The organism is Neobacillus sp. NPDC093182 (assembly GCF_044754045.1).
On the sequence record NZ_JBIVOI010000001.1, the window covers coordinates 825,684 to 848,256 of the forward strand.

Genomic DNA, 22,573 nt, shown 5'->3' on the forward strand with positions numbered 1-22,573 from the left:
CCAGTGAAGAAAAAGTTTGTGTGCATATGAGCAAACTTTTGGTAAACACATTTTTGCACACTATTAGTAGTTTACATCTCTTTTTGCTGCGATGCCACTAACAGCTGTGCTAAATTTCGTAAAATGTGTTTATAATGGAAGAATGTGCAAGAAATGAATTTACATAAAGTTGGTGGAAATATGCAATACGATGTTGTTGTAATTGGCGGTGGACCATCAGGCTTAATGGCTGCGATTGCCGCTGGGGAAAAGGGGTTAAACGTCCTATTAATTGATAAAGGAGACAAGCTTGGAAGGAAGCTGGCCATTTCTGGAGGTGGCCGCTGTAATGTCACCAATCGTCTCCCTGTTGAGGAAATCATTAAACATTTACCTGGCAACGGGAAATTTTTATACAGTGCTTTTTCAATTTTTAGTAATGAAGATATTATCAAGTTCTTTGAAAAATTAGGTATTGCCCTAAAGGAAGAGGACCATGGGCGGATGTTTCCTGTTTCAAATAAAGCGCAGTCAGTGGTCGATGCCCTTTTAGACCAATTAGAAAAGCTTAAGGTGAAGATTTACACCAATAGCCCGGTTGCAGATGTTGTTTATAAAGATGGTCATGTTTCATCTGTCAAATTAAAAAACGGTACTGAAATAGAAGCAAAATCTGTTGTCATAGCAGTCGGCGGTAAATCGGTTCCTCATACTGGCTCAACTGGAGACGGTTATGCATGGGCTGAAAAAGCCGGACACACCATTACGGAACTGTTTCCTACTGAGGTGCCTGTCACCTCAAATGAACCCTTTATTAAAAATAAATCACTCCAGGGTCTGTCATTACGGGATATTGAATTAAGTGTACTGAATCCAAAAGGGAAAGCGATTATCACTCACAGGATGGATATGATTTTTACCCATTTTGGGCTTAGCGGTCCAGCAGTCCTTCGCTGCAGTCAATTTGTGGTGAAAGCGATGAAAAAATGGAAGTTAAACGAAGTTACCATGAGTCTAGATGTGATACCCGATAAAAAAGAAGAGGAGTTTTTTCAAGAAATTGTGAAACTCGTAAAAAGCGAGCCGAAAAAAAGCATTAAAAACACATTAAAAGGGCTGGTCCCTGAACGATATCTTTTGTTTCTGCTAGAGCGGAATGAAATTGATCCCTCAGAACAAGGGGCAACAATTTCAAATGAAAAAATTCGTACTTTTGTGAAAAGCTGCAAACAATTCTTAATTAAGGTAAATGGCACCTTACCGTTGGAAAAAGCATTTGTAACGGGCGGCGGCGTTTCCGTGAAAGAAATTGAACCGCAAACAATGGCTTCTAAAATGATGGGAGGTCTCTACTTTTGCGGTGAGATTCTTGATGTCCATGGCTATACCGGCGGCTATAATATCACTTCAGCCTTAGTTACTGGAAGACTCGCTGGAACCAATGCTGCTCTGTCTGCTAAAAAACAATATCAGGCATGATGTTTATCATCATGCCCGATAGATAATCATCGCCGAGAAACAATAGATTTGTTCTTCCTCTTCATCCTCCGTTATGGCAGCAACATTGTATTTAATATCTAGTAATTTCTTTTCATCTAGTCCTTTTAAAAAGCCATTCATTTCTTTTTCTAAATCCTTTTCATGCTCACGGTCGAACAATTTTACCTGTATCAAAGAAATCTCCCTTTCTGTTTTTATTTTCATTATTTCCATTTTTCCTGAAAATTAGAAATAATAGGTACAAAAAAAAACGATTCCGCTTTGGAATCGTTTATTTCGTTTCACCTGTCCACTCAAGCATTCCGCCAATCATATTACGAACCTTGTATCCTTGGTCCTTAAGATAGTAGCAGACATTTTCGCTTCTTCGGCTGGAACGGCATATAAAGATATATTCTTTATCTTTGTCAAAATAGTCAAGGTTAGCTGGAATTTCACCCATACGGATATGCTTTGCCCCAGGTATCATGCCTTGTGCTACTTCTTCATCTTCCCTAACATCAACAAGCTCAAGTTTTTCCCCTTGCTCGAGCTTTTTCTTTAATTCTTCTGGCGTAATAATCTGAATTTCTTCCATAATTCCACCCCTATTTAAGGTTTTCCCCCTGTCTGACAGGGGGAATTTCAATTAATTAGCTACGATATTAACAAGTTTACCAGGAACAGTGATCACTTTGCGAATGGTTTTACCTTCGATTTGTTCCTTTACTCTTTCATCGTCCATTGCAATTCCTTCTAGTGCTTCTTTGCTGACATCTGTTGGAACTAGTAATTTAGTCTTTACCTTCCCGTTCACTTGGATCACAATTTCAACTTCATCATCCACTAATTTAGCTTCATCATATGCTGGCCAAGTTTCATATGCAATTGTACCGCGAGACCCAAGCTTTTCCCAAAGTTCTTCAGCCACATGCGGGGCTACTGGGGCAAGCATTTTTACAAAGCCTTCCATATAGTGCTTTGGAAGAACAGTTGCTTTATATGCTTCGTTTATAAATACCATCATTTGTGAAATTGCCGTATTAAATCTCAAGCCCTCATAATCCTCGGTTACCTTTTTCACTGTTTGGTGGTATACCTTTTCTAAATTAGAGGCTTCTTCATTCTCTTGAATTTTTGGATTTAATTCTCCGTTTTCCTCCACCATCAAACGCCAAATACGGTCTAAGAAACGACGAGAACCGTCAAGACCATTTGTTGACCAAGCAATGGAAGCATCAAGCGGTCCCATGAACATTTCATATAAACGAAGTGTATCGGCGCCATGACTGTCAACGATATCATCAGGATTTACAACATTTCCTTTTGATTTACTCATCTTTTCATTGTTTTCGCCTAAAATCATACCTTGGTTGAATAGCTTTTGGAATGGTTCTTTTGTTGATACAACCCCGATATCATAAAGGACTTTGTGCCAGAAACGAGCGTATAATAAGTGAAGAACAGCATGTTCTGCGCCGCCAATGTAAACATCTACAGGAAGCCAGTGTTCTAATTTTTCTTTTGAAGCAAGTGCTTGATCATTTTTTGGATCAATATAGCGTAAATAATACCAGCAGCTGCCTGCCCATTGTGGCATTGTATTCGTTTCACGACGCCCTTTCTTACCTGTTTCTGGGTCCACGACATTTACCCAATCCTCAATCACAGCAAGCGGTGATTCTCCCGTTCCAGAAGGCTTAATATTAGTTGTTTTCGGTAAAGTTAATGGCAGCTGGTCTTCAGGAACTGCAGTCATTGTGCCATCTTCCCAATGGATAATTGGAATCGGTTCACCCCAATAACGCTGGCGGCTGAACAGCCAATCGCGTAAACGGAAAGTTACCTTCTTCGTTCCAATCCCCTTTTCTTCCAACCATGCAATCATCTTCGTAATCGCTTCTTCTTTATTTAGACCGTTTAAGAAATCAGAGTTAATATGTTCACCATCACCCGTATAAGCTTCCGTTTCAATATTTCCCCCTGCAACCACCGGCTTAATCGGAAGGTCAAATTGCTTTGCAAACTCATAGTCTCGTTCGTCATGCGCAGGTACCGCCATGATAGCGCCAGTACCGTAGCTTACTAACACATAATCGGCAATCCAAATTGGCATTTTCTCACCATTAGCTGGATTAATTGCATATGCACCGGTAAATACTCCTGTCTTCTCTTTTGCTAAGTCCGTACGCTCCAGATCACTCTTTGTTTTAACTTGGTCTAAATAAGCGTCTACCGCTGACCGCTGCTCGGCTGTTGTAATTTTATCGACAAAAGAATGTTCAGGAGCAAGCACCGCATAGGTTGCACCAAAAAGAGTATCAGGACGAGTGGTAAACACAGTAAATGTTTCATCATGTCCATCGATGGCAAAGGTTACTTCAGCCCCTTCCGAACGACCGATCCAGTTGCGCTGCATTTCTTTAAGGCTTTCTGGCCAGTCAAGCTCTTCTAAGTCTTCAAGTAAACGATCACCATAAGCCGTAATTTTTAACATCCACTGCTTCATTGGTCTGCGTTCAACCGGATGTCCCCCACGCTCACTCTTGCCATCAATAACTTCTTCATTCGCTAATACGGTACCAAGTGCAGGGCACCAGTTTACTGCTACTTCATCAATATAAGCAAGGCCCTTTTCCCATAGTTTTAAGAAAATCCACTGGGTCCATTTATAATACTCAGGGTCAGTTGTATTCACTTCACGATCCCAGTCGTAGGAGAAACCTAATGATTTAATTTGTCTGCGGAACGTGTTAATATTCTTTTCTGTGAACTCTGCAGGGTCGTTTCCGGTATCCAATGCATATTGCTCTGCAGGTAAACCGAATGCATCCCAGCCCATTGGATGTAAAACATTATACCCTTGCATTCTCTTTAGGCGTGCAAGAATATCTGTAGCGGTGTAGCCTTCAGGGTGTCCCACATGTAGTCCTGCTCCAGATGGATAAGGAAACATATCTAATGCGTAGAATTTTGGTTTATCAAATTCTTCACTTGTTTTAAACGTCATTTCTTCTTCCCATTTTCTTTGCCACTTTTTCTCGATATGCTGATGATTGAAACTCATTGTCAGTTCCTTCTTTCCTTAAAAAAATAAAAAACCCCTCATCCCAAAAAGGGACGAGAGGATTGTCTATGTATCTTCCCGCGGTACCACCCACATTAGTGTTGTAAAACACTCGCTTCATTCATCCTTAACGCGGAATACGGCAAACATTACTGAACATTCATGTTTGCAACTCATAGGCGAGTTCATGATGTACCCGATTGACTTGCACCAGCCGTCAACTCTCTAAAAAACGGATATGATTCACTACTACTCCTAATCACTGTCATTCATTATAAAAAGTATTACGGTAATTGTAATAAATTTCTTCGCAGTATGCAAGTAACATTCTTCTAAAACAGTTTGACCAAAAAAAAAATTTTTAAACATAAAAAACCGGCCTCACAGGAGAAGCCGGGAATTTAAGGTTAAGAAAGTTTTACGTTTAATTTCTTTTCTGTTTTTAAAATGCGGTCATAGGCTAGAGTTGTTACGGCTGCTATGATGAATAATCCAATTAAAACGTAGAATAATGCAGACATACTATATAGGTCAACCAGCAGGCCGCCTAATAATGGGCCGATCATTCTTCCTCCAGTCGCGGTGCTATTAACAATTCCTTGATAAAAACCTTCGCGCCCTTTTGGTGCTAGGCCAAATGCAATTGTAGGAACTGCTGGCCAAATAAACATTTCCCCAATGGTTAAAATAATCATCGCTACTAGAAATCCTGAAAATGCGCTTGCATGTCCTGCTATAAGGAAAGAAACAATAAAAATAGCAATTCCGATGAGGATTTGTACCTTTAGGGTGGCAGCAAGACGCTTAAGCAAGCTGTTTAATAATGGCTGACCAAGAACAATTAATGCACCGTTTATCGTCCATAGAAGGCTGTATTGCGCTAATGATATATTAATTTCCTGAGTATAAGAAGCAATTGTTGTCATCCATTGAACGTAGCCAACCCAGCATAGCAAATAACCTGAACATAAAATCAATAAAGCATAGAGATTCTTTCGACCTTTTACTAGTGCTGCCTCCTGAAGGCTACTCGCTTGTTTAGCCGAACCAGTTGAAATCCCTTTATAGCCAAAAACAGCGATTAGTAAAAAGATAATATACATAACGGCGTTAGCAAGGAAGATTAATTCAAACGAGTAATCGGCAACAATGCCTCCAAGTGCGGCTCCGACCGCTACCCCAAGATTTTGCGCAATATAAACGGCGTTAAAGGCTTTACGTCCGCCTTCCCTCCAAACCATTCCCGCCATCGCATACATGGCTGGGAAAGTGATTCCACTGCCAAATCCAATAATAGTAAGGAAAACAATATATTCCGGCCAGCCATGCCAGAACGTTAACCCAACCAGGGCTGACAGGGAGATACATATTCCTAGAAGAATAGATTTGTAGCCGCCAATTTTATCAAAAAGACTGCCGCCATAAAGATTTCCAATAACGCTCGCTGCGGAGTTTAACATTAAAACAACCCCGGCCATCGATAACGACTTTCCTAAATGATCGTGAATATAGATTGTATTTAATGGCCATAAAAAAGAGTTGCCCGTTACATTCACTGCCATCCCAATAATTAATAGCCATAAGGCACGTGGCATAAAAAACGCTCCTTTACAATAACAATAACAAGTTCCAAAAATTTATTTTAGACCCATTCAAGATTCCTGACAATCTTTTTCTTTAGCTGTTTACATAATAATCTTGTATTATTGAATAATATTACATAAGCGAAAATATAGTTTTTTAAAATAACAATCTTCACAAAAAAGAAAAACCCTTCAATAAAAAGGGCTTTGGATTTGGCTCTTACCTCTTTTTCTTTTTCGCTAGGTCAGCAGCTGTAGGTTTATTTTTAACTGCTGCTTTTTCTACCGTAATCTGTACATGGACATGTTTGTCATCAACCTGATTAACTCCAGTAACCTTCCCCTTACGACCTTTAATGGCAATCGGATCACCAACGGCTGGAACACTTCCAAGAAACTGATTTACTATCTCTACTTTGTTTTCGAAAAAGTGGACAACATACATGAGCCTCACCTATTTCATATTGGTTTTTCTTATAAAATATTTAAATTCCCTCCATTTTAGACCAATACGGAATAAGTTTTATTGACAGCGAGACGCAAATTATTCACAATAATTACAGAAAACACTGTTCCTCAAATAGAAACAGTGTTTTCACAACATCAATGATGGACTCTTTCCAAACATCTCTTAATCCTTCTTGGCGGGACGATTAGGAAAATGGTTGAAGGGGTCTATTTTTTTACTGCTGGCACTACTGGCTGCTGAGCAGGGAAGTAGCTGTTTACGGCATGATCCTTTTTCTTCTCATTAACCGTTTCAGCTTGAACGGCTGCTTTCACTTTTTCAATTTCAGTCTTAACTTCTTCTATGCTTACACCTTTTTTCACTAACTCTTCTGTTGCAAGGGAAATTGCATTGTTTGATTGTACAACTGATTCTCTTAATGAATCCATTGAACCTTGTGGATTGTGGAAGCCTGAAGAGTTTTCAGCTGCAATAATATCCCAAAACCATTGACCTTTACGTACAAATTCTTGAGCTTGCTTGATCTTGTCTTGGCTGACTCCAGAAGTAATCATCTTATTAATATAATAGTGAGCTGTCGTTGAGATATCCTGTGCTTCATGTAAGGCACTAACGTTTGCATCTTGGATTTCAATAACACGATCTTTTAGCTTATCTAAATCTCTATCACCATGACATTGGCCGCAAGATGTATCCATTGTTTTAAGTGGTGAAGTCCAATAATGAGAAGTGATTTTTCTTTTTCCATCAACACGTTCATAAGGCATATGACAGTCTGCACAGGACACATTTGCTTTACCATGTGTACCAGAAGCATGAGTTTCATATTCAGGGTGCTGTGATTTTAACATCGGTGCTCCTGAGATATTGTGAACCCAGTCTTTTTCAAAGCCATTTTCTTTTGCAATGGTGTTATAGTATTCATACATATCTTCAGGCTTAAAACCATTATCCCATGGGAAAGTCACTTCACTGTTGTCTGCCGCAAAGTGATACTCCACATGGCATTGGCCGCAAACATAGCTGCGCATTTCGTTTTTGGTTGGATTGGAAGTATCAATTCCTTGAGCTTCTAATGCTTTATAGAAGCTTGGACGTGTAACACGTAAGTCCATTGTTTCGGGATCATGGCAATCAGAACATCCAATTGGGGAGTGTCCCATTGCTTCCCCTTTAGGCCAAATCTCTTGATTAAAATTGGCACCCCAATAATCGTCGCCCATTTCTTCAATCATTTGTGGTACTGCTGTTGACTTACAGGTATAACAAGAACCAACTGATTTATCGGTAATACGCTTTACATCGCGAATATCTTCCAAAGCATATACGTGCCCGCGGTCTTCATTATATTCAGTAGCAAATCCATAACCATTAAATAGTACTGGAAGTAATGGTTCTTTATCAGGGTCGTACTTACTGCGCTTTACGGAACCATTGTATTTTGTATCTTCCATTTTTTCATTTTTCATATAGCTATTATATTGAAGTGGAAATAACTCTTTAAAAGCTTCATTGCTTATTTCATCCTTAGAAAGGCCTGTTTTCCCCGTCGCTTCCTTAGCACTTGCCGTCTTTTCACCTGCATTCTCACTGGAACTGCTGCAGCCAGTAATGATGAGAACAAATACTAGTAGAAGGAGGTATGCCCCATAACGGAACCTATTCATTCTTAAAATCCTCCCTTATTTTTTAATAGTTCACCGGACTTAGGCGGCTGATCATAACTATCATCTTTGAAGTCGCTGCCATGTGGTACAGTCTGGTGACATGACATACAGTTTTCTTTCGCGTCATGTGAAACATTATCAACAGTGCTCTTATGACACTCTGCACAGTTTTTATTAATAACTCTCAATGTCCGTGTGGTCGCATAAATTCTATCTGGTATATCTTCAGTACCCAGGGTGTTATAAAAAATATGTGTCATCCCTGCGCGGCCCTTAAAAAATAATTTCCCTGCCTCACTCTCATGTGGTAAATGGCAGTCGTTACACTGCAATTCAGCATGAGTAGAATCTACAAATGACGTATAAACCGATTTCATGGTATGACAGTTTTGACAAAAACCAGGTGAATCCAGGTAAGCCATTGTTTTAACCGTCCCAAAGGAAAAGAGTACGCCAGCTAAAAGAGCACCTAATAGTAAGACTCTTTTATCAATTGCCAGTAATTTTTTAAACGATTTTTTTAACATCCTTTCACCTCCCATAATATAGATCTCTTTCTCTCTTTAATTTATTGAATAAAGTACTCAGTACTTTATTGCCAAAGGAATGGTACTGCAAAGCTAACTCTTCCTGCGTTTACTTTTAACGAAATAAGTAAACGCACCGGTGATTAGTAAACCTGCTCCGCTAAAAGCTGCGATTGAATGGATAGCAGGATTTTTTTCATTGTTGACAGTTTCAATTGGTTGTTGGTCTTGTTTCTCCATCACCTCGATAGCAGGCTTCGTTTCATTTCGCTCATACGTAAGTGTGAAACTCTTCTCCTCCCCAGCCTTTATTCCTTGAAAGAAATAGGAGTAAACTCCTTCCTCATCAGCGTGAGTCTTTTTCTCTTCAGGTGCCGGATTTAGCACTGTCTTTTTTGCCTGCAGGGGCTGTATGAATGATATATTGAATAAACCTATATCCGTAAAGCTTTTAAATTGGTATGAAAGTGTTTTCTTTTCTTTTTCAACCATTATGGTATCTGTGTAAAATTCAACAACGAATTTATAAACATCTTTTGGCAGAATCTCTTCGCTTGTTGTCCAAGAAATGGTCCCTTTTTCTTGGTCGATTATGTACTCAATTTCATACACCTTCGATAAATCACTGGAATAATCAGCTGCAAAGCCAATCCGGAAATTCTTTTCTTCCATAGGCAGCGGCAGTTCAATTTGCCCTTTTTGCGGCTGTTCTGAAAGATTTCGCATGGTTCCCTGATAGCCAATCAATAATGGGGGATGTTCTTTCTTTACATCATTGGGATGGTAAGCAAATTCTGGCATTACCTTGATTGAAAGTTCCTCCATAGTCAAGATATTTTGATTCTCTTCTCCGGCAATAATCGACGGGTTAAATACCAGAAAAAAGCATAGGAGTATATTTATGTTAAGCAGTAATTTTTTCATTGTATCTACTTCCTTTCAAAGTGTGAACTTTTTGTGAATGCATTCACAAGAATCATCAAGATTAATCACCAGGAATCCAAATTTATATCTTATTTATCCCATGAAGCCCAAACCCATTCTGTGACCAAAATCACAAAAAGATATTGAGTTATTTCTAATTTGTGAACGGTGATTTTACCTTATATTCACGGTGTTTTTAGGGGTTTTCATCATAAAAAGGACCTTCAACATATGTTGAAGGTCTGAAGCGATTTATTAAGATGATTGGTCCTTTTCTTGATGAAACTTCGACTTTACCGGCTGGCCGCCAGATTTTTCATATTTCTTTTTTGATTGTTTAACAAGATCAACATCCTGACCAAGCTCAAGATCCTGATTGTTATTCCCATTTCGGGTTTTTTGTTCAGGGTTTTGTTGTTTAGATCGCTTTTTCAAGAAAGATCTCCTCCTCTAAATGCCTGCCCCTCTAAAATCATATTATTTTGAAGCTGTTGAATTTGAAGTCTCATCCGATGGAGTTGATCCCGCTGCTGCCCATTCGCACTATGAGCCATTTTAGCAATATCCTGATAGGTTTGCTCAAGCTGTTGTAAGGCGTTCGTATAATCATCATTGTTATAATGCTCTTGAAGGCTGCTTTCTTTTAATTGATCCTGTGCATAGCGAATAACATCCTCACATTGCTGGATTAAAGTATCCATTGAAGCACGAGTAGCCATCTAAGGACCCCCTTCTATTTGGTAAAACACTTCCCTCAATGAGTCAAAGTGCTTCATACTTATTTTGTTCTCTCTCGCTTTTCCTATTACGTGATAATTACTGGTAAACAATTCAGTTGGATAAGCGTTTATTTTCGTGATAAAATTGACTTTATGCTTAAAAAACTTAAAGGAGGTTTCTGAATTGACTCAGACCAACCCTTTTCCATATGCTACTGACGATAAACGTTACCATACCTGGAATTATCACTTACGCCAGCAATTTGGCCATAAAGTTTTTAAGGTCGCTTTAGATGGCGGCTTTGACTGCCCAAACCGTGACGGTACGGTTGCACACGGCGGCTGTACTTTTTGCAGTGCCGCTGGATCAGGCGATTTTGCAGGAGACCGAGCGGATGATTTAGAGACCCAATTCCTTGAAATTAAGGAAAAAATGCATACCAAATGGAAAGATGGCAAATATATGGCCTACTTTCAAGCTTATACAAATACACATGCACCTGTTGAGGTTCTCCGCGAAAAATTCGAAAAGGTTCTCAATCAGGAGGGAGTGGTCGGTTTATCGATTGCAACTCGCCCAGACTGCCTTCCGGATGAAGTGGTTGAATATCTAGCCGAATTAAACCAAAGAACATATCTATGGGTTGAGCTTGGCTTGCAAACGGTACATGAACGTACTGCATTACTAATCAATCGCGCCCATGATTTTCAGTGTTATGTTGAAGGTGTAAATAAACTTAGAAAACACGGCATCCGAATTTGTTCCCACATTATCAATGGATTACCGCTTGAATCATATGAAATGATGATGGAAACAGCAAGAGAAGTTGCTAAGCTTGATGTTCAGGGGATAAAAATCCATCTGCTTCATTTACTCAAAGGCACACCGATGGTGAAACAATATGAAAAAGGCATGCTTGAATTTCTTTCTCAAGAGGATTATGTAAATTTAGTATGTGACCAATTAGAAATTTTACCGCCAGAAATGATTGTTCATCGGATTACCGGGGACGGACCGATTGATTTAATGGTAGGACCAATGTGGAGTGTAAACAAGTGGGAAGTACTAAATTCCATTGACGCTGAGCTAAAAAGAAGAGACAGTTATCAAGGGAAATATCACCAAAATAGTATTGTGAGGAACTAACCGTGAAGCTGGACCGCATACTTCCTTATGCAAAGAAATTACTTGAAATGACGATTTCTAATGGTGATGTGGTTGTTGACGCAACACTTGGAAATGGTCATGACACTCTTTTTATGGCAAATCTTGCAGGTGAAAATGGCACTGTTTATGGATTTGATGTACAAGAGGATGCCGTTCGAACAAGTATGGAAAGGCTGAACCAACATGGTTTGGCTGACCGCGTTACTATTTTTCAAAATGGTCATGAACACCTTTCCAAATTAATACCCGCGGAACATCATGGTAAGGTCAAAGCTGCGATTTTTAACTTAGGTTATTTGCCTGGCAGTGATAAATCAGTTGTTACTAAACCAGAAACCACCATATCGGCAATCGAACAGCTACTTGAGATAATGGTTCCAGAAGGATTAATAATCCTTGTGATTTACCATGGCCACGCTGAAGGTGCAGTTGAGCGGGACGCTTTATTGACGTATTGTCAGGATATCGATCAGAAGAAGGCTCATGTCCTTCAGTATCGATTTATCAACCAACAAAATAATCCACCTTTCATCGTTGCAATTGAGAAAAGATAAACCAGGCTGCTTTGGCCTGGTTTTTTCTTTTTTACGATAGTCTTGTAAATAATGAGGGAATCCATTTCTGAAAGGAACGATATGCTAGTCCATTGATATAGAAGAAATAGCTAATAATTCCGCCTGTTTTAATAATTCCCTTTGCTAATTTACGGATATTTTTTTGTTTACGAACCTTCCCATCCGATAAATAAATTCCCAACAAGCCTCTGTTAATAAGCTGGTGGAATTTCTTATGTGGCAGAAATTCTGTATGTTTGTCTGCTTCCGTGACAAAGTGCTTTAAACGTTTGAAAAGTGTTTCTGGATTTTCATAATAGAAACAGAAATTCAAGTCGCCGCCCTCTCGATCTTCTTCTTGGTCAATAAAATAATCTAATAATATATGCAGTCCCTGTATGTAAGGAAAATACCCTTTACGAATATTTTCAGCATCCACTGCAGAAAAGTCCTCTCTCATCGCATACGAAATGAGGCAGAATATCCCCAATGTGGAGCCAGAGCAAGCAGAAAACTCATACCATTCCATCTCTGGCAGGTTACTTTGATGATCTTCAAACCATTTTTCAAGACGGGGTACACGTTCTTCATGAATAACATGCTTGTGTATTTGTAAGCTGCAGTAATATTCGCAAAGCTCCAACAAGTAATCTTTTATTATTGGATAATGTTTCACTTCTTGTAAAACAGATCTGCAAGTTTGAGCTAAATCATTTAAATAGCCGCCATCGTTCTGATCCTCACGAAATCGGTAATAATCTCCAGGTTTACTTCCAAGTGTCAAGGCATCGTGCATGGATTCGTGAAGGGCTGCAAAATCCTTCGGATCGAGCGAAGTACTCCGATCACAAAGATTATCTAAGTAATCACTAATGGTTTGATAAGCAACGATAAACTTCACTGCTTTTTTATACTCACCATTCGCGGAAAGAGCAAGAATACCTCCGCCTTCACAGTGAAACGTTTTATGTTCAATACTAGCCAGAGCTTGCTTTCTAAGCTCCTCGTTAGGGATACTTTCTGCTCGGGACCTCCAAAACCTTAGCTCTTGATGGACTGCTGGAATAATGCGACGGTATACTTTCGACATGAGTCTGATTGGCATCATGGAGTGATCTTCCCTTTCTTAAACAATGTAACCTATTGCTTTTAATTGGCTGATAACAAAATCCTTCGCGTACTCAAATATATCATCCCGTTCTGGTTCATTAAAAATTTCATGATACAGCTTTGGCCATTCCTTATATCTTTTTTCTGATAATGGTGCATGATTAAACCAATCCTTAGCGGGAATCTTATTAACAATCTTATCATCACCTGCTTGCATCACAAGCATTGGGACATCCTTTGTGCCTTCGATTGATAGGAAAGCCTCTTTCATAGCCTCAACTAATTCACGGTACCACCTAACAGAGACTTTTGTGATATAGAGGGTATCATCTCTATCCGCCTCAATTACATCTTGATTTCTGGTAGCCATATCAACGGTTATGCCTGAATTCATTTTTAATGATGGAAACACAACATTAATTCCGTGTGATAGTATATCTAAAATTTTGGGAGGAGTATGAACTAAACCTAAGCATGGTGATGAGAGAATGACCCCGGCCAAGTCAAAGTTTTCTTCCTGCAGCAGACGAATCGCAATTAAGCCCCCCATACTATGGCCGAATAAAAATACAGGTATTTCATAACGAAAGGCTGCTTTAATCCATTCTTTCACTTCACTTATGTACTCTTCAAATGAATCTATATGGCCCCTGCGGGATCTTGTTGTCATGCCTTGCCCAGGAAGATCACCCATAATGACATGAAAACCAGACCCGCGCCACATTTCAATGAGCCAGCCATATCTTCGATGATGTTCCATGGCACCATGAACCATCACGATTACAGCCTTCGCTTCCCCTTCTGCTTCCCACTTCCACATAGTTTTTCCTCCTAGAAAAAAATTCTATTTAGTATTATATTAGAATGAATATGTATTTCAGTCAAAAAGGAGCGACCTAAATGATTTATCCATACAAAGGTAAATACCCAAAAATTGCTGACTCTGCCTTCCTTGCAGATTTTACCACTATTACAGGTGATGTTGAAATAGGTGAAGAATCGAGCGTTTGGTTTAATTCTGTCATTAGAGGAGATGTGGCACCTACGATCATCGGGAAAAAAGTGAATATTCAGGACAACTCTGTTCTGCATCAAAGCCCCAATAACCCGTTGATCATAGAGGATGAAGTAACCGTTGGTCATCAGGTGATTCTCCACAGCTGTATTATTCGAAAAAAGGCTTTGATCGGCATGGGCTCCATTATTCTAGACCAAGCAGAAATCGGAGAAGGCGCTTTTATCGGCGCAGGCAGTCTTGTACCACAAGGTAAAAAAATACCACCTAATACCTTAGCATTTGGCAGACCGGCAAAAGTTATTAGAGAATTAAATGCACATGACATTAGCGAAATGAACAGGATTTATACAGAATATGCGGAGAAAGCTCAGTATTATAAGTCCTTACAGAAATAATTTAACTAACTAGGAGCGCACTACTTGTTCCGTTATCAGAATGCGCGGCCAATATGGACTGACTTTCTTGATTGGGCATTGCTATGTCTGAATGCCTGCTCTATTCGGACTCCCACCAATAAAAAGAATGGCCCGAAGAGAACTTCGAGCCATTCTTTAACGTTTGTATCTGTTTTTTAAGTTCTGTTCCTCACAACACCGTTTATTAATATTTCATCGTCTGTAGTTCTTTTTGTCCTGAAAAGGAATACTTACCCTCCACATAAACCTGATGCCATACCATAAAGATTAGCACAGTCCATATTTTACGGCTGTTATCCGCCTTCCCTTGACAGTGATCTTCAAGAAGATTCAATACGTAAGATTTATTTAGTAAATGATCCGTATTGCTTTCTCTGATAATCGTCTTTGCCCACTCATTCATTTCATTCTTCAGCCAATGGCGAATAGGCACTGGGAACCCAAGTTTCTTACGATTCAATACATGCTCCGGAACAATACCTTCCGCTGCTTTTCGTAAAATATACTTCGTTGTGCCGTTAGCTGTTTTCAAGCTAGTCGGAATTTTGGATGCTGTTTCAAAAACCGCTTTATCCAAGAATGGAACTCGTAGCTCTAATGAATGAGCCATCGTCATTTTATCCGCTTTTAATAAAATATCACCGCGCATCCATGTATGAATATCAATAAATTGCATGCGGTCAACTGGATCATAGCCTTTTGATTCAGCGTAGAGTGGTTTTGTGATATCGGTGTAATTTAAACCTTCACGGTAAACAGATAGCAAATCTCTTTTTTCTTCCTCCGTGAACATTTTAGCATTACCAATATAACGTTCTTCCATAGGAGTTACTCCACGTTCAATAAAGCTCTTCCCTTTCATTCCTTCAGGCATCATGTTCGCAATCCCTTTAAGCAATACTTTTCCTACTCTTGGGATTTTATTAAACACTTCTAAATCCTGTGGTTCACGATAAATATTGTAACCGCCAAACAATTCATCCGCGCCTTCACCAGAAAGAACAACCGTAACATGCTTTCTTGCTTCACGGGCCACAAAGTACAACGGGATGGCAGCTGGGTCTGCAAGTGGATCATCCATATGCCAAATGATTTTTGGCAGTTCATTCATGTATTCCTGTGGTGTAATCACATAACTAATATTTTCTACCCCAAGTTTATCGGCAGTTTCTTTTGCAACATCTATTTCACTAAAACCATTTTGCTCGAAACCGACTGAAAACGTCTTTATGGCTGGATGAAATTGTTTTGCAATCGAAGCAATAATGGAAGAGTCGATTCCGCCTGAAAGGAATGAACCAACAGGAACATCACTTCTCATATGCATTTTAACTGAATCGATTAACACGTCTTGAATTTCTTTAATAAATGCTGATTCTGCTTTCTGTACCGGGTTAAAACTTGCCTTCCAATATCTTTTAATTTCCATTGGAGAGCCAATCTTCTTGGTAAAATAATGTCCCGGTTCTAACTTATGAATGCCTTTTGACATCGTGTTTGGCTCAGGTACAAACTGATACGTTAAATAGTGCTGTAGGGAATCATAATCTAAAACATCGTTCTCTAGAGCTAGAAGGATACTCTTCTTCTCGGATGCAAAGAATGTTCTTTCTCCATCCTCAAAATAGAAGTACGGTTTAATCCCGAAAGGATCTCTTGCACCAAATACAATTTGTTCTTGTTTATCCCATATCGTAAAGGCGAACATCCCGCGCAGTTTTTCAACAGCCTTCTCTTTCAATTGGCTATATAGAGCAATAATAACTTCTGTATCAGAGTTTGTTGCAAACTGTAAGCCTTCTTTGAGCAATTCTTCACGAAGTTCTAGGTAGTTATATACCTCACCATTAAAGATAATCCAATAGCGCTCATTTTCATACGTTAATGGCTGATGCCCGCATTCAATATCAATAATGCTTAAGCGGCGAAAACCGAATTGAATATGGTCATCATAATAAAAGCCATCATCATCTGGTCCACGATGGGTTATAATATCGTTCATATTTTTGAATTGTTGTTTTTGATCATCACGATAGTTTTGTGCCTTGTCGTGTACACAACCAATAAAACCACACATTATGTACGTCACCTACTCCAATCTAAATATCCAAACTTAAAAAACATACTCTCCTATCCTACCACTATTCATATAAAAATGTCAGTGTGAAAGGTAGGAAAATTCAGGTACAAATAGTTTTCACCTAAACACATTGCCCTAAACTTAGACGACGAAATCAAAAAGAGAGTTACATTAAAAATGCAACTCCCCTGTACATTGGGTTTAATTAAATATTTGCTTGTTGACGTAATGTGTCTGCTTTATCTGTACGCTCCCAAGGAAGGTCAACATCTGTACGGCCGAAATGACCATATGCTGCAGTTTGTTTATAGATTGGGCGACGAAGATTTAACATGTTAATGATTCCAGCTGGGCGAAGGTCAAAGTTTTTACTAACTAGATTGACTAAAACTTCTTCGCTTACTTTTCCAGTCCCAAATGTGTCAATGGAAATGGAAACAGGTCTTGCAACACCAATTGCATAGGCAAGCTGCACTTCAACCTTATCTGCAAGTCCTGCTGCTACAATATTCTTCGCAACATAACGAGCTGCATAGGCTGCAGAACGGTCAACTTTTGTAGGATCTTTACCAGAGAATGCGCCGCCGCCGTGACGAGCATATCCGCCATACGTATCAACAATAATTTTACGTCCAGTTAGACCAGCATCCCCTTGAGGTCCACCGATAACAAAACGACCTGTAGGATTAATGAAATACTTTGTATTTTCATCAATTAGTTCTTTCGGAACAACTGGATTAATAACATACTCTTTTACATTACGTTGGATTTGCTCTAACGTAATTTCGGGATGGTGCTGTGTTGAAATAACAATCGTATCAATACGGACAGGTTTGTCGTTCTCATCGTATTCTACCGTTACTTGTGTCTTTCCATCCGGACGCAGGTAAGGAAGAATTTCCTCTTTACGAACCTCAGTTAAACGACGTGCAAGCTTGTGAGCTAATGAAATTGGTAGAGGCATTAGTTCTTTCGTTTCGTTACATGCAAACCCAAACATTAAACCTTGGTCTCCTGCCCCAATAGCTTCAATTTCTTCATCAGACATTTGCCCTTCACGTGCTTCAAGTGCCTGATCGACCCCCATCGCAATGTCTGGAGACTGCTCACCTATAGAGGTAATAACACCACATGTTTCGGAATCAAAGCCATACTTAGCACGATTGTACCCAATTCCTTTAATTGTTTCACGAACGATCTTTGGAATATCAACGTAAGTAGATGTAGTGATTTCACCTGCCACTAAGACTAATCCAGTTGTAACGGACGTTTCAGCAGCAACCCGAGCATTTGCATCCTTTGCTAAAATCGCATCTAGAATCGAATCAGAAATTTGGTCACAGATTTTATCTGGATGACCTTCCGTAACTGACTCAGAAGTGAACAAACGACGTTTTGTTGACATCTGATTTCCTCCTATATTATGAGATAAATCAAGGTTCATATGAAGGTTACAGGTATACTTCTAGAACCACTGAAATTGATACGGTACTCATTCCCTTAGTATGAAATAAACAAAGGATTTTTATTAGCAGCTCTTTTGATAAAAGGTCTTATACAAAACAAAAAACCTTACCACATGAGGAAAGGTTGTTCCGGTCCTTTCACTCTTATCGTTCAAGGTCAAAACCTTGCGTCAGATTAGCACCTTCGCACTTGAGAAAATGATAACTACGTAATCATCTTCTCATAAAGCAGGTTGCTGGGTTTCATAGGGCCTGTCCCTCCACCAGCTCAGGATAAGAGAGTATCCGTTCAAATTAGTATCATACTTGAACCTCTCGAACATTGTCAATGAATTTGCTAGCAAATTAAGGATAATTATATGAAATTTTTCCATTTTAAATTTATACTTAATAATACAACCCAAATTCACCAATTAGTATAGACTATTCGATTAAATGTGTTATACTTTTTATGAATATATCGAATATTAAAAACTTGAAAAGGAAGGTTCGTTCTGATGAATTCAGTACATGTCCCAAATGAATTAAACCAATTGCTGGAAGACAGTCATGTGCATATTCAAATGTCTGTTCCTCAATTAGTGGAAAAAATACTATCTAGAAATGAAGGAAAACTAACCTCAACTGGTGCGATCAGTGTATCAACAGGTAAATATACTGGAAGATCTCCTCAAGACAAATTTATTGTAATGGAAGAATCCATTAAGGATAAAATTGATTGGGGTAATTTAAATCAGCCCATTTCAGAAGAAGTTTTTAATAACCTCTATCAAAAAGTTTTAGAATACTTAAAAGAAAAAAATGAAATCTTTGTTTTTAAAGGATTTGCAGGGGCTGATAAAAAGACCCAATTGCCGATTCAAATTGTGAATGAATTTGCTTGGCATAATCTATTCGCCCATCAACTATTTATTCGTCCTAGTGAAGAAGAATTGCTGACACATAAACCTGGTTTCACGGTCATTTCTGCTCCAAACTTTAAAGCAAATCCTGTAGTAGATGGAACAAAGTCTGAAACCTTTATTATTATCTCATTCGAAAAACGAACGATATTAATCGGCGGAACAGAATATGCTGGCGAAATGAAAAAGTCGATTTTTTCAATCATGAACTACCTATTACCTGAAAATAATATTTTCTCTATGCACTGCTCTGCTAATATAGGTGTGGAAGGTGATGTTGCTCTGTTCTTCGGTCTTTCTGGGACAGGTAAAACCACTTTATCAGCAGACCCCAAACGCCGTTTAATTGGTGATGATGAACATGGCTGGTCTTCTAATGGCGTTTTTAATATTGAAGGCGGATGCTATGCAAAAACAATTAATCTTTCCAGGGAAAAAGAACCGCAAATTTTTGATGCCATCCATTTTGGTTCTGTATTAGAAAATGTTGTTCTCAATCCCGATACAAGAATTGCAGATTATGACGATGCAACTCTAACTGAAAATACAAGGGCTGCTTATCCGATGCACGCCATTGAAAATATAGTTGAACCGAGCATTGCGGGTCACCCGAATACCATTGTCTTTTTAACCGCCGATGCATTTGGGGTATTGCCTCCAATCTCGAAGTTAACAAAAGAGCAGGCAATGTATCATTTCTTGAGTGGTTATACATCCAAGTTAGCCGGAACCGAGCGTGGTGTTACATCTCCAGAAGCGACCTTCTCCACCTGCTTTGGCGCACCATTCCTGCCTTTACCTGCAACACGTTATGCAGAAATGCTTGGTGAAAAGATTCTTGAGCATAATGCAAATGTCTTTCTTGTTAATACTGGCTGGACTGGCGGAGAATACGGAGTGGGGAGCCGCATGAAGTTATCCTATACACGAGCAATGATTCAGGCTGCACTTGAAGGGGAACTAAACAATGTCGAAACAGTAAAAGACGATATTTTTGGACTAAATATTCCACTCCATATTGCAGGTGTACCTGATGAGGTTCTTCAACCAAGCAAAACTTGGGATGACCCACAAGCCTATGAGAAGAAAGCAAAAGATTTAGCGGCTAAATTCCGTGAAAACTTTAAAAAATTCACCAGAGTTGATTCAGAAATTGAAGAAAAAGGCGGACCAATTGCCTAAATAGAGAAAGCCCTTATCGTATTTCGATAAGGGCCTTTACTAATTTGTAGAATTTAGTGAAATTAATTGGTAAGTTAACCAAGTGCGGTTTTCTTGCCATTCTACTTTTTTAATGACAGCTGTCCCGTTCGTGTCGCTTTCAATGGTTTTTCTCACGTCAATGGGAATATCAATCGGATAAAGTCGATAGCCTTCTTTTTCTAAAACAAAACGATTTTCTTCGATTCTTGTTTCTCTGCCTTTTGTTACGATCATCGTATTTAACTCAAGAGGCATACCCATATGTACCCAACTCCTCTGTGATTGGACTTACTTTTATTTTATCATCTTTTGATTTGACATTTCATCCACTTCGTTAAATCTTTCACGATTTTTCTGTTTACTACGGGAGGAAAGTAATGGGTAAACTCATCAAAGTACCAGCACTCCACCGGCTTATTTAACATCTTGAGTCTTCTTTCTAGTCTGTAGGCATGCTCTACCGATACATTCTGATCATTTACTCCATGAATGATTAAAACAGGTGCTAAAAGCTTTTCGAGCTCATAAAGGGGAGTTCGCTCTTTATATCGTTCAGGATATTTTCCAGGTGTACCGCCAATCACCCTTTTCATCATTTTCCGCAAATCTTTTCTTTCTTCGTAGGTTAAAAACATATCACTTACCCCGCCCCAAGTAACAATGGAAGCTGCCTCTTGGTATTGGAGTGCGGTCATCAATGCCATTACACCACCTCGCGAAAAACCAAAAACATGGATAAACCCTACATTAGGAAACGACTTTAAAAGCTCAAATCCGGCAAAAGCATCCTCCCTGTCCTCTCCAGCAAAATCCTCATTCCCCTCCCCGCCTTGATTTCCCCGATAGTAGGGGGCAAATACAATAAATCCTTCAGAGGCAAATTGAGCAATTCTTGCAGGTCTTACCTTACCAACATTCTTAATACCGCCCCGTAAATATAAAAAGCCGTCATAGTTTCCTTTTATTTTCGGTTCCGCAAGTAATCCTTTTACTCTCAATCCATTTGAAAGATACGTAATCTCCCTTAATTCCACATTGGGATTGGGTGAAGGAAAACGATAAACTTCAATGATTTTTCCATTCTGTTTGTTCACTACATTTCACCTTTCCATTAATCCGTAAAAATTTATGTAAGTAGGCATTCACACATTTACTTCTCTTTCATACGATATGTTAGGTCAACAGCCCAGATTTTTATTGTAATAAGGAGGGTTTGGTATGAAAAAATGGTTAAAAATTAGCTTTTCTTCACTTCTTATTTTAATTCTCATGTTCTCACTAGCCGCTTGTAACAATACAGACAAAACCGATTCAGAGAAAATAGAAAAGGTTCGGTTGGTTGAAGTGACTCGTTCTATCTTCTATGCACCTGAATATGTTGCCATCGCAAAAGGATTTTTCGAAGAAGAGGGCCTGGAAGTTGAATTGTCTACAGCCTTTGGCGGCGATAAAACCATGACAACACTGTTATCTAATGGTGCTGATATTGCATTGGTAGGCTCTGAGACATCTATTTATGTTTACGCTCAAGGCTCCAATGATCCGGTTATTAATTTTGCACAACTCACACAGACCGATGGCACCTTCCTAGTCTCACGAGAGAAAATTGATAATTTCTCATGGGATATGTTAAAAGGATCAACATTTTTAGGTCAGCGTACTGGCGGTATGCCGCAAATGGTTGGGGAGTTCGTTCTTAAGAAACATGGTATTAATCCTCATCAAGATTTAAATCTCATTCAAAACATTGATTTTGCAAATATTCCAAGTGCCTTTGCGTCCGGAACAGGCGATTTTGTTCAATTATTTGAACCACAGGCGAGCATTTTCGAACAAGAAGGAAAAGGACATATTATTGCTTCCTTTGGAACAGAATCTGGCCATGTCCCTTATACAACCTTCATGGCAAAGGATAGTTACATGAAAGAAAACAAGGACATTATAGAAAAATTTACGAGAGCCGTTTACAAGGCACAGCAATGGGTAGAAACACATAGCTCAGACGAAATCGCTGAGGCTATTCAATCCTATTTCCCTGATACAGACATCGAACTCATCAGCAAGGTTGTGGACCGTTATAAAGAGCAAGGTTCGTTTGCAACTGATCCAATTCTTGATGTTGAAGAGTGGAACAATCTCCAGGACATCATGGACGAAGCAGGTGAGCTTCCGCAAGAAGTTGATCATTCTACACTTGTTAACACAGAAATAGCTGAAAAAGTGAAAGAAGAATAAATAAAAT

The 22,573-nt window shown here is 39.1% G+C and carries 22 protein-coding genes, 1 riboswitch and 1 other annotated feature; of the genes, 6 read left to right on the forward strand and 16 right to left on the reverse strand.

Features of this window, described 5'->3' with window-relative positions:
* Nucleotides 1-180 precede the first annotated feature (180 nt).
* Nucleotides 181-1,458 (forward strand): BaiN/RdsA family NAD(P)/FAD-dependent oxidoreductase, encoded by a 1,278-nt coding sequence (locus tag ACIQAA_RS04305; protein ID WP_402615615.1) that lies wholly within the window; start codon nt 181-183, stop codon nt 1,456-1,458.
* Between the two features lie 9 nt (nt 1,459-1,467).
* Here the strand turns inward: ACIQAA_RS04305 and ACIQAA_RS04310 are convergent, their stop codons facing one another.
* The 10 genes from ACIQAA_RS04310 to ACIQAA_RS04355 all read right to left on the reverse strand — a co-directional run bounded on the left by ACIQAA_RS04310 (nt 1,468) and on the right by ACIQAA_RS04355 (nt 10,414).
* Nucleotides 1,468-1,653: a sporulation protein Cse60 gene (locus ACIQAA_RS04310; protein WP_402615421.1), complete on the reverse strand. Its 186-nt coding sequence runs from the start codon at nt 1,651-1,653 to the stop codon at nt 1,468-1,470.
* Nucleotides 1,654-1,750: 97 nt separating this feature from the next.
* Entirely contained in the window at nt 1,751-2,056 is a 306-nt protein-coding gene (locus tag ACIQAA_RS04315; protein WP_307194155.1) for a rhodanese-like domain-containing protein, read from the reverse strand.
* A 51-nt stretch (nt 2,057-2,107) separates the two neighbouring features.
* On the reverse strand, nt 2,108-4,525 hold the full coding sequence (gene leuS / locus ACIQAA_RS04320) for a leucine--tRNA ligase (RefSeq protein WP_402615423.1): 2,418 nt from the start codon (nt 4,523-4,525) through the stop codon (nt 2,108-2,110).
* A gap of 46 nt (nt 4,526-4,571) precedes the next feature.
* Nucleotides 4,572-4,797, reverse strand: a binding site (T-box leader).
* Nucleotides 4,798-4,932: 135 nt separating this feature from the next.
* Nucleotides 4,933-6,120 carry an MDR family MFS transporter gene (locus ACIQAA_RS04325; protein WP_402615425.1) on the reverse strand — a complete coding sequence of 396 codons (1,188 nt, stop codon included), beginning with the start codon at nt 6,118-6,120 and terminating at the stop codon, nt 4,933-4,935.
* Between the two features lie 208 nt (nt 6,121-6,328).
* Nucleotides 6,329-6,553 (reverse strand): hypothetical protein, encoded by a 225-nt coding sequence (locus ACIQAA_RS04330; RefSeq protein WP_402615428.1) that lies wholly within the window; start codon nt 6,551-6,553, stop codon nt 6,329-6,331.
* 230 nt (nt 6,554-6,783) lie between these two features.
* A complete protein-coding gene (locus ACIQAA_RS04335) occupies nt 6,784-8,244 on the reverse strand; it encodes an ammonia-forming cytochrome c nitrite reductase subunit c552 (protein WP_402615430.1) in 1,461 nt (486 codons plus the stop codon).
* 2 nt (nt 8,245-8,246) lie between these two features.
* Nucleotides 8,247-8,771, reverse strand: a complete 525-nt coding sequence (locus ACIQAA_RS04340) for a NapC/NirT family cytochrome c (RefSeq protein ID WP_402615432.1) — start codon at nt 8,769-8,771, stop codon at nt 8,247-8,249.
* 93 nt (nt 8,772-8,864) lie between these two features.
* Complete coding sequence (locus ACIQAA_RS04345; RefSeq protein WP_402615434.1) at nt 8,865-9,695, reverse strand: hypothetical protein; 831 nt, start codon at nt 9,693-9,695, stop codon at nt 8,865-8,867.
* Nucleotides 9,696-9,950: 255 nt separating this feature from the next.
* Nucleotides 9,951-10,130 (reverse strand): hypothetical protein, encoded by a 180-nt coding sequence (locus ACIQAA_RS04350; RefSeq protein ID WP_063252150.1) that lies wholly within the window; start codon nt 10,128-10,130, stop codon nt 9,951-9,953.
* Nucleotides 10,127-10,414: a YtzC family protein gene (locus ACIQAA_RS04355; RefSeq protein WP_402615438.1), complete on the reverse strand. Its 288-nt coding sequence runs from the start codon at nt 10,412-10,414 to the stop codon at nt 10,127-10,129. Before ACIQAA_RS04355 ends, ACIQAA_RS04350 begins: the two co-directional genes overlap by 4 nt.
* Nucleotides 10,415-10,598: 184 nt before the next feature.
* Between ACIQAA_RS04355 and mnmL the strand changes: the two genes are divergently transcribed.
* Together mnmL and mnmM are read left to right on the forward strand one after the other, a co-directional pair.
* Entirely contained in the window at nt 10,599-11,561 is a 963-nt protein-coding gene (mnmL, locus tag ACIQAA_RS04360) for a tRNA modification radical SAM protein MnmL/YtqA (RefSeq protein WP_402615441.1), read from the forward strand.
* Nucleotides 11,562-11,563: 2 nt separating this feature from the next.
* Nucleotides 11,564-12,136 (forward strand): tRNA 5-(aminomethyl)-2-thiouridylate-methyltransferase MnmM, encoded by a 573-nt coding sequence (gene mnmM, locus ACIQAA_RS04365; RefSeq protein WP_402615443.1) that lies wholly within the window; start codon nt 11,564-11,566, stop codon nt 12,134-12,136.
* Nucleotides 12,137-12,167: 31 nt separating this feature from the next.
* On the opposite strand, the gene ACIQAA_RS04370 is transcribed toward mnmM, so the two are convergent.
* Nucleotides 12,168-13,244, reverse strand: a complete 1,077-nt coding sequence (locus ACIQAA_RS04370; protein ID WP_402615446.1) for a tetraprenyl-beta-curcumene synthase family protein — start codon at nt 13,242-13,244, stop codon at nt 12,168-12,170.
* A gap of 18 nt (nt 13,245-13,262) precedes the next feature.
* The gene (locus ACIQAA_RS04375; protein WP_402615449.1) at nt 13,263-14,066 is read right to left on the reverse strand and encodes an alpha/beta hydrolase; all 804 of its coding nucleotides are present in this window, start codon (nt 14,064-14,066) and stop codon (nt 13,263-13,265) included.
* Between the two features lie 80 nt (nt 14,067-14,146).
* Between ACIQAA_RS04375 and ACIQAA_RS04380 the strand changes: the two genes are divergently transcribed.
* Nucleotides 14,147-14,659, forward strand: a complete 513-nt coding sequence (locus ACIQAA_RS04380) for a gamma carbonic anhydrase (protein ID WP_402615452.1) — start codon at nt 14,147-14,149, stop codon at nt 14,657-14,659.
* Nucleotides 14,660-14,864: 205 nt separating this feature from the next.
* On the opposite strand, the gene asnB is transcribed toward ACIQAA_RS04380, so the two are convergent.
* Nucleotides 14,865-16,757, reverse strand: coding sequence for an asparagine synthase (glutamine-hydrolyzing) (asnB, locus tag ACIQAA_RS04385; RefSeq protein WP_402615455.1), 1,893 nt, complete (start codon nt 16,755-16,757; stop codon nt 14,865-14,867).
* A 208-nt stretch (nt 16,758-16,965) separates the two neighbouring features.
* Complete coding sequence (gene metK / locus ACIQAA_RS04390; protein ID WP_402615458.1) at nt 16,966-18,165, reverse strand: methionine adenosyltransferase; 1,200 nt, start codon at nt 18,163-18,165, stop codon at nt 16,966-16,968.
* 202 nt (nt 18,166-18,367) lie between these two features.
* Nucleotides 18,368-18,506: riboswitch (SAM riboswitch) on the reverse strand.
* A 217-nt stretch (nt 18,507-18,723) separates the two neighbouring features.
* On the opposite strand from metK, the gene pckA reads away from it, so the two are divergent.
* The gene (gene pckA / locus ACIQAA_RS04395; protein WP_402615461.1) at nt 18,724-20,310 is read left to right on the forward strand and encodes a phosphoenolpyruvate carboxykinase (ATP); all 1,587 of its coding nucleotides are present in this window, start codon (nt 18,724-18,726) and stop codon (nt 20,308-20,310) included.
* A gap of 39 nt (nt 20,311-20,349) precedes the next feature.
* Here pckA and ACIQAA_RS04400 read toward each other — a convergent pair whose 3' ends face one another.
* The gene (locus ACIQAA_RS04400; protein ID WP_402615464.1) at nt 20,350-20,592 is read right to left on the reverse strand and encodes a DUF2584 domain-containing protein; all 243 of its coding nucleotides are present in this window, start codon (nt 20,590-20,592) and stop codon (nt 20,350-20,352) included.
* Nucleotides 20,593-20,633: 41 nt separating this feature from the next.
* Complete coding sequence (locus ACIQAA_RS04405) at nt 20,634-21,425, reverse strand: alpha/beta hydrolase family protein (RefSeq protein ID WP_402615467.1); 792 nt, start codon at nt 21,423-21,425, stop codon at nt 20,634-20,636.
* A gap of 124 nt (nt 21,426-21,549) precedes the next feature.
* Here ACIQAA_RS04405 and ACIQAA_RS04410 point away from each other — a divergent pair, with 124 nt between their 5' ends.
* Nucleotides 21,550-22,566, forward strand: coding sequence for an ABC transporter substrate-binding protein (locus ACIQAA_RS04410; protein WP_402615470.1), 1,017 nt, complete (start codon nt 21,550-21,552; stop codon nt 22,564-22,566).
* Nucleotides 22,567-22,573: the final 7 nt, after the last annotated feature.

Excerpts from the sequence above, each read along its gene's own strand:
- ACIQAA_RS04400 (WP_402615464.1), bottom strand. The coding sequence starts at position 20,592 with ATGGGTATGCCTCTTGAGTTAAATACGATGATCGTAACAAAAGGCAGA.
- ACIQAA_RS04340 (WP_402615432.1), bottom strand. The coding sequence starts at position 8,771 with ATGTTAAAAAAATCGTTTAAAAAATTACTGGCAATTGATAAAAGAGTC.
- ACIQAA_RS04355 (WP_402615438.1), bottom strand. The coding sequence starts at position 10,414 with ATGGCTACTCGTGCTTCAATGGATACTTTAATCCAGCAATGTGAGGAT.
- ACIQAA_RS04345 (WP_402615434.1), bottom strand. The coding sequence starts at position 9,695 with ATGAAAAAATTACTGCTTAACATAAATATACTCCTATGCTTTTTTCTG.
- ACIQAA_RS04305 (WP_402615615.1), top strand. The coding sequence starts at position 181 with ATGCAATACGATGTTGTTGTAATTGGCGGTGGACCATCAGGCTTAATG.
- pckA (WP_402615461.1), top strand. The coding sequence starts at position 18,724 with ATGAATTCAGTACATGTCCCAAATGAATTAAACCAATTGCTGGAAGAC.
- ACIQAA_RS04325 (WP_402615425.1), bottom strand. The coding sequence starts at position 6,120 with ATGCCACGTGCCTTATGGCTATTAATTATTGGGATGGCAGTGAATGTA.
- ACIQAA_RS04410 (WP_402615470.1), top strand. The coding sequence starts at position 21,550 with ATGAAAAAATGGTTAAAAATTAGCTTTTCTTCACTTCTTATTTTAATT.
- ACIQAA_RS04375 (WP_402615449.1), bottom strand. The coding sequence starts at position 14,066 with ATGTGGAAGTGGGAAGCAGAAGGGGAAGCGAAGGCTGTAATCGTGATG.
- ACIQAA_RS04315 (WP_307194155.1), bottom strand. The coding sequence starts at position 2,056 with ATGGAAGAAATTCAGATTATTACGCCAGAAGAATTAAAGAAAAAGCTC.
- ACIQAA_RS04370 (WP_402615446.1), bottom strand. The coding sequence starts at position 13,244 with ATGATGCCAATCAGACTCATGTCGAAAGTATACCGTCGCATTATTCCA.
- metK (WP_402615458.1), bottom strand. The coding sequence starts at position 18,165 with ATGTCAACAAAACGTCGTTTGTTCACTTCTGAGTCAGTTACGGAAGGT.
- asnB (WP_402615455.1), bottom strand. The coding sequence starts at position 16,757 with ATGTGTGGTTTTATTGGTTGTGTACACGACAAGGCACAAAACTATCGT.
- ACIQAA_RS04380 (WP_402615452.1), top strand. The coding sequence starts at position 14,147 with ATGATTTATCCATACAAAGGTAAATACCCAAAAATTGCTGACTCTGCC.
- ACIQAA_RS04330 (WP_402615428.1), bottom strand. The coding sequence starts at position 6,553 with ATGTATGTTGTCCACTTTTTCGAAAACAAAGTAGAGATAGTAAATCAG.
- ACIQAA_RS04335 (WP_402615430.1), bottom strand. The coding sequence starts at position 8,244 with ATGAATAGGTTCCGTTATGGGGCATACCTCCTTCTACTAGTATTTGTT.
- leuS (WP_402615423.1), bottom strand. The coding sequence starts at position 4,525 with ATGAGTTTCAATCATCAGCATATCGAGAAAAAGTGGCAAAGAAAATGG.